Here is a 6,354-nt window from a genome sequence, read left to right on the forward strand (position 1 = left end):
GCATTCACAGGAGGCCTGCATGAGCCAGCGAGGGTTAGAAGCGCTACTTCGTCCTAAATCCATTGCCGTCATCGGCGCATCAATGAAACCGGATCGTGCTGGCTATCTGATGATGCGCAACCTGCTGGCCGGAGGATTTAATGGGCCCGTCATGCCCGTCACGCCGGCGTATAAGGCGGTTCAGGGAGTGCTTGCATGGCCTGATGTACAGAGCCTGCCTTTCGTACCGGATCTGGCCGTACTGTGTACAAACGCGAAACGGAATCCGGAGCTGCTGGAATCGCTAGGCAAGAAAGGCTGTAAAACCTGCATTATTCTCTCGTCTCCGCCTGAACAGAAAGCCGAGCTTCTGGCCTGCGCCAGCCGCTATCAAATGCGCATTCTTGGACCAAACAGTCTCGGCCTGCTCGCCCCCTGGCAGGGCTTAAATGCCAGCTTCTCTCCGGTTCCGATCCGCAAAGGCAAGCTCGCGTTTATCTCGCAGTCGGCTGCGGTATCGAACACCATCCTCGACTGGGCGCAGCAGCGTGAAATGGGATTCTCCTACTTCATTGCTCTCGGCGACAGTCTGGATATCGACGTTGATGAGCTGCTGGATTTTCTGGCGCGCGACGGTAAAACCAGTGCGATTCTGCTTTATCTTGAGCACCTCAGCGACGCGCGTCGTTTTGTCTCGGCTTCGCGAAGCGCGTCGCGCAATAAGCCGATCCTGGTAATCAAAAGCGGGCGCAGCCCTGCGGCTCAGCGTCTGCTGCAGTCGCATTCCGGCATGGATCCCGCCTGGGACGCCGCTATTCAGCGCGCGGGTTTGCTGCGGGTGCAGGATACGCACGAGCTTTTTTCCGCCGTTGAGACGTTAAGCCATATGCGCCCGTTGCGCGGCGAGAAGTTAATGATTGTCAGTAACGGCGCCGCCCCTGCCGCACTCGCGCTGGATGAGCTGTGGCGGCGCTTCGGCAAGCTGGCCACGCTGAGTGAAGAGACGCTGCAGCGCCTGAAAGATGCGCTTCCGACCAGCGTGACGCCCGGCAATCCGCTTGATTTACGCGATGACGCCAGTAGCGACCGCTATATCAGGGCCATTTCCATTTTGCTGGATAGCCAGGATTTCGACGCGCTGATGATTATTCACTCCCCCAGCGCGGTCGCGCCGGGCAGCGAAAGCGCGCGCGCGCTCATTGAGGCCGTGCGCAATCATCCGCGAGGCAAATATGTCACCCTGCTCACCAACTGGTGCGGTGAGTTTTCTTCGCAGGAGGCGCGACGCCTGTTCAGCGAAGCCGGACTGCCAACCTACCGCACGCCGGAAGGCACCATAACCGCGTTTATGCATATGGTGGAATATCGCCGCAACCAGAAACAGCTCCGCGAGACGCCGGCGTTGCCCGGCAATCTGACGGCCAACACCGTCGACGTTCACCGGCTGTTGCAGCAGGCGATTGAAGAGGGCGCGACGTCGCTGGATACGCATGAGGTCCAGCCCATTCTGGGCAGCTACGGGATGCAGACCCTGCCGACCTGGATCGCCAGCGACAGCGCTGAGGCCGTGCATATTGCCGAGCAGATTGGCTATCCGGTTGCCCTGAAGCTGCGTTCGCCGGATATTCCGCATAAGTCTGACGTTCAGGGGGTGATGCTCTACCTGCGGACGGCGGCAGAGGTGCAGCAGGCAGCCGATGCCATCTTCGATCGGGTCAAAATGGCCTGGCCGCAGGCAAGGATCCACGGCTTGCTGGTGCAAAGCATGGCTAACCGCGCAGGCGCTCAGGAGTTACGCGTGGTGGTCGAACACGATCCCGTTTTCGGCCCGCTCATCATGCTGGGTGAAGGCGGCGTGGAGTGGCGCCCGGAGGAGCAGGCCGTGGTGGCGTTACCGCCGCTGAACATGAACCTGGCGCGTTATCTCATCATCCAGGCGATTAAAAGCAAAAAGATCCGCGGCCGGAGCGCGCTACGTCCGCTTGATATTGCCGGGCTAAGTCAGTTCCTGGTACAGGTCTCTAACCTGATTGTGGATTGTGCCGAGATCCAGCGGCTGGACATTCATCCGCTGCTCGCCTCCGGCAATGAGTTTACGGCGCTGGACGTGACCCTGGATATCGCGCCATTCGAAGGAGACAGCGAGAGCCGTCTGGCGATCCGCCCGTACCCTCTGCAGCTAGAGGAGTGGGTTGAGATGAAAAATGGGGAACGCGCCCTGTTCCGCCCTATTCTGCCGGAAGATGAGCCCCAGCTGCGGGCCTTTATCTCTCAGGTCACGAAAGAGGATCTTTATTATCGCTATTTTAGCGAAATCAACGAATTTACCCACGATGATTTAGCCAATATGACCCAGATCGACTACGATCGAGAAATGGCGTTTGTTGCCGTTCGTCGCGCCGATAAAGGTGATGAGATCCTCGGCGTCACGCGTGCCATTTCTGACCCGGATAACGTCGATGCGGAGTTTGCCGTGCTGGTGCGCTCCGATCTTAAAGGTCTGGGCCTGGGAAGACGACTGCTGGAAAAACTCATCAGTTATACGCGAGATCACGGATTGTTACGCCTTAATGGCATTACTATGCCTAACAATCGCGGTATGGTGACCCTGGCGCGAAAACTTGGGTTTGACGTTGATATTCAGCTGGACGAAGGTATTGTTGCCTTATCCCTCAGTCTGACATCAGCAGACAAACGCGAGTAAGCTACTGGAAATGTTACCCACTTTGGACGGGACTGGTGGTATCATTGTCCGCTTATGTTGTTTGCATAGTACAGACAACCCTTCAATGAACAGAGAAGAAACGCACTGTGATGTTGTCAAAATTTAAGCGTAATAAACATCAACAACACCTTGCTCAACTACCGAAGATTTCTCAGTCAGTTGATGATGTAGAGTTCTTTTACGCTCCCGCTCATTTTCGGGAGACGCTTCTGGAAAAGATAGCCAGCGCCACGCGACGCATTTGCATTGTGGCACTGTATCTTGAACAGGATGAAGGCGGGCGCGCGATCCTGAACGCGCTCTATGAAGCCAAACGTCAGCGTCCGGAACTGGATGTTCGCGTGCTGGTAGACTGGCATCGCGCCCAGCGTGGCCGTATTGGCGCTGCCGCATCAAACACCAATGCTGACTGGTATTGCCGCACGGCGCAGGAAAATCCTGGCGTTGACGTGCCTGTTTATGGCGTCCCGGTGAATACCCGTGAAGCGCTCGGCGTTCTTCATTTCAAGGGGTTCATCATTGATGACAGCGTGCTATACAGCGGCGCCAGCCTCAATGATGTCTACCTTCATCAGCTCGATAAATATCGCTACGACCGCTACCATCTGATCCGTAATCCGCAGATGGCCGATATCATGTTCAACTGGGTTGATAAGAATCTGGTTCATGGCCGTGGCGTTAATCGTCTTGACGATCCCGAGCGCCCGAAAAGCCCGGAGATCAAAAACGATGTTCGCGCCTTCCGCCAGGAGCTGCGCGATGCGGTCTATCATTTCCAGGGCGATGCGAACAACGAAGAGTTATCCGTTACCCCGCTGGTAGGGCTCGGCAAATCAAGCCTGCTGAACAAAACGATTTTCCATCTGATGCCGTGCGCGGAGCAGAAACTGACTATCTGCACGCCGTATTTCAACCTTCCTGCCGTGCTGGTGCGTAATATCATTCAGCTGCTGCGCGAGGGTAAAAAAGTGGAAATCATCGTGGGTGATAAAACGGCAAATGACTTCTTCATTCCCGAAGATCAGCCGTTCAAAATCATTGGTGCGCTGCCTTATCTCTATGAGATTAACCTGCGTCGTTTCCTGAGCCGCTTACAGTATTACGTCAACACTGACCAGCTGGTTGTGCGTCTCTGGAAAGATGAAGACAATAGTTACCATCTCAAAGGCATGTGGGTCGACGATGAGTGGATGCTGCTGACAGGTAACAACCTGAACCCGCGCGCATGGCGACTGGATCTGGAAAACGCTATCCTGATTCATGACCCGCAGCATGAGTTAGCCGCCCAACGTGAACGCGAGCTGGAACTGATTCGCACCCATACGACCGTCGTGAATCACTACCGCGAACTGCAGAGCATTGCCGATTATCCGGTAAAAGTTCGCAAGCTTATTCGCCGCTTACGTCGTATCCGTATCGACCGACTTATCAGCCGTATTCTGTAATATCCAGGCCCTGTCACCCGCAGGGCTTTTTTATGGAGCCCGTTGATGCGTATTCCTCTGGTACTGAGTGTGCTCTTCCTGAGTGGCTGTAGCCATATGGCTAACGATAGCTGGTCCGGACAGGACAAAGCACAGCATTTCCTCGCTTCCGCGATGTTGTCCGCAGCCGGTAATGAATATGCCCAGCACCAGGGATACAGCCGGGATCGTAGCGCGGCGATCGGGTTGATGTTCTCAGTAGGTCTTGGGGCATCAAAAGAACTGTGGGATAGCCGCCCCGCAGGGAGCGGCTGGAGCTGGAAAGATTTCGCCTGGGATGTCGCCGGCGCAACGACCGGCTATGCCGTATGGCAGATGGCGCGCTATTAAAGTCGAATGCCTTTCCCTTTGCGATGCAGCATCAGGGAGACAACAAACGCCAGTGCCCCCATTCCCGTTACGTACCAGAAGAATGTCGTTTCGCTTCCCCATGATTTAAGCGACAGCGCGACGTACTCCGCCGATCCGCCAAACACCGCGTTGGCTACCGCATAAGAGAGCCCTACCCCTAACGCGCGGACCTGCGCCGGGAACATCTCGGCTTTCAGTATCCCACTGATGGAGGTATAGAAACTGACAATCACCATCGCCACCATCACCAGCGCAAAGGCGGCATACGGTGAAGAGACATGCTGAAGCGCTGTCAGAATGGGAACGGTACATAATGCCGATAATCCGCCAAAAATGAGCATTGAGGTACGTCGGCCAATTTTGTCCGAGAGCGCACCGACGATCGGCTGTATGAGCATAAAGACAAACAGCGCCGCGGTCATGACCACACTGGCGACGTTTGCGTGCATGCCGGTGGTATTCACCAGGTACTTTTGCATATAGGTGGTGAAAGTATAAAAACTGAGAGAGCCGCCCGCAGTGAAGCCCAGCACCATCAGGAAAGCTTTGCGGTTACGCCATAACCCTTTGAATGTTCCCGCCTCCTTCAGCATCCGGACCTCTTTCTGAGAGGTTTCATCTAACTGACGGCGTAGCCAAAGTGCGACAATCGCCAGCACTGCCCCCATTGCGAAAGGAATTCGCCATCCCCAGGCATGAAGTTGTTCGTCCGTCAAAATCTGCTGCAGGATCACCACCACAAGAATGGCCAGCAGTTGACCGCCAATCAGCGTGACGTACTGGAATGAGGCGTAAAAACCTTTACGGCCTTCCAGTGCAATTTCGCTCATGTAGGTCGCACTGGTACCGTATTCACCGCCCACCGATAATCCCTGAAATAAGCGGGCCAGCAAAAGTAGCGCCGGTGCCCAGGTGCCAATCGATTCATATCCCGGTAAGCAGGCGATCACCAGCGAGCCAAAGCACATCATACACACCGAGATCAGCATAGAGGCCTTACGCCCGCGACGATCCGCTATACGGCCGAACAGCCAGCCCCCGATGGGTCGCATTAAAAACCCTGCGGCAAAAACCCCAGCTGTTTGTAGCAGCTGTGTAGTGGTGTTGCCGGATGGGAAGAAAATATGTGCGAAGTAGAGTGAACAGAATGAGTAGACGTAAAAGTCGAACCATTCAACCAGATTCCCTGAAGAGGCGCTGATGATTGCCCATACCCTTCTTCGGGTATCACTGTGAGCCAGCGTCCCGTGTGATGTCATGCTTTCTGTCATTGTGATTATGCTCCTGCCATAAACTGCGGCGTATTGAGCCAGAAGGCTCAATAACCTCGTAAATGAAATGTTATAATTTTGTTATAAATAACATTGCGACAGGGATCACACATTCCATTAGCAGGATAAGGGATTAAGAGAAAGGCCAGGGTAGAGATAAAAGCAAAAAACCCCGCACCTTTCGGTACGGGGTTCTTCTAATTGATGCCTGGCAGTTCCCTACTCTCACATGGGGAGACCCCACACTACCATCGGCGCTACGGCGTTTCACTTCTGAGTTCGGCATGGGGTCAGGTGGGACCACCGCGCTAAAGCCGCCAGGCAAATTCTGTTAATCTGTATCAGGCTGAAAATCTGTCTCTTCGCCAAAACATCTTCGGCGTTGTAAGGTTAAGCCTCACGGTTCATTAGTATCGGTTAGCTCAACGCATCGCTGCGCTTACACACCCGACCTATCAACGTCGTCGTCTTCAACGTTCCTTCAGGAGACTTAAAGTCTCAGGGAGAACTCATCTCGGGGCAAGTTTCGTGCTTAGATGCTTTC

The 6,354-nt window shown here is 54.7% G+C and carries 4 protein-coding genes and 2 rRNA genes; 3 read left to right on the forward strand and 3 right to left on the reverse strand.

Features of this window, described 5'->3' with window-relative positions:
- Positions 1 to 19: 19 nt before the first annotated feature.
- The 3 genes from ACOTXT_RS09990 to ACOTXT_RS10000 all read left to right on the forward strand — a co-directional run bounded on the left by ACOTXT_RS09990 (position 20) and on the right by ACOTXT_RS10000 (position 4,518).
- Positions 20 to 2,683 carry a bifunctional acetate--CoA ligase family protein/GNAT family N-acetyltransferase gene (locus ACOTXT_RS09990; RefSeq protein WP_100121721.1) on the forward strand — a complete coding sequence of 888 codons (2,664 nt, stop codon included), beginning with the start codon at positions 20 to 22 and terminating at the stop codon, positions 2,681 to 2,683.
- 110 nt (positions 2,684 to 2,793) lie between these two features.
- Positions 2,794 to 4,149: a CDP-diacylglycerol--serine O-phosphatidyltransferase gene (pssA, locus tag ACOTXT_RS09995; protein ID WP_023294337.1), complete on the forward strand. Its 1,356-nt coding sequence runs from the start codon at positions 2,794 to 2,796 to the stop codon at positions 4,147 to 4,149.
- Positions 4,150 to 4,194: 45 nt separating this feature from the next.
- Positions 4,195 to 4,518 (forward strand): YfiM family lipoprotein, encoded by a 324-nt coding sequence (locus ACOTXT_RS10000; RefSeq protein WP_008502197.1) that lies wholly within the window; start codon positions 4,195 to 4,197, stop codon positions 4,516 to 4,518.
- Here ACOTXT_RS10000 and ACOTXT_RS10005 read toward each other — a convergent pair.
- From ACOTXT_RS10005 to ACOTXT_RS10015, 3 genes are all read right to left on the reverse strand, one after another.
- Positions 4,515 to 5,810 (reverse strand): MFS transporter, encoded by a 1,296-nt coding sequence (locus ACOTXT_RS10005; RefSeq protein ID WP_008502198.1) that lies wholly within the window; start codon positions 5,808 to 5,810, stop codon positions 4,515 to 4,517. The two genes, ACOTXT_RS10000 and ACOTXT_RS10005, sit on opposite strands and share 4 nt — an antisense overlap.
- Before the next feature lie 206 nt (positions 5,811 to 6,016).
- Positions 6,017 to 6,132 (reverse strand): 5S ribosomal RNA (rrf, locus tag ACOTXT_RS10010).
- Between the two features lie 64 nt (positions 6,133 to 6,196).
- Positions 6,197 to 6,354: ribosomal RNA gene (locus ACOTXT_RS10015) — 23S ribosomal RNA — on the reverse strand; the annotation flags it as partial.

Origin of the sequence: Enterobacter cloacae complex sp. IR5422 (assembly GCF_049238165.1) — a bacterium.
GTDB classification, from domain to species: domain Bacteria; phylum Pseudomonadota; class Gammaproteobacteria; order Enterobacterales; family Enterobacteriaceae; genus Enterobacter; species Enterobacter roggenkampii.

What these genes read in the sequence shown, in the direction of transcription:
- ACOTXT_RS10005 (WP_008502198.1), bottom strand. Translation starts at nt 5,810, where the DNA reads ATGACAGAAAGCATGACATCACACGGGACGCTGGCTCACAGTGATACC.
- ACOTXT_RS10000 (WP_008502197.1), top strand. Translation starts at nt 4,195, where the DNA reads ATGCGTATTCCTCTGGTACTGAGTGTGCTCTTCCTGAGTGGCTGTAGC.
- ACOTXT_RS09990 (WP_100121721.1), top strand. Translation starts at nt 20, where the DNA reads ATGAGCCAGCGAGGGTTAGAAGCGCTACTTCGTCCTAAATCCATTGCC.
- pssA (WP_023294337.1), top strand. Translation starts at nt 2,794, where the DNA reads ATGTTGTCAAAATTTAAGCGTAATAAACATCAACAACACCTTGCTCAA.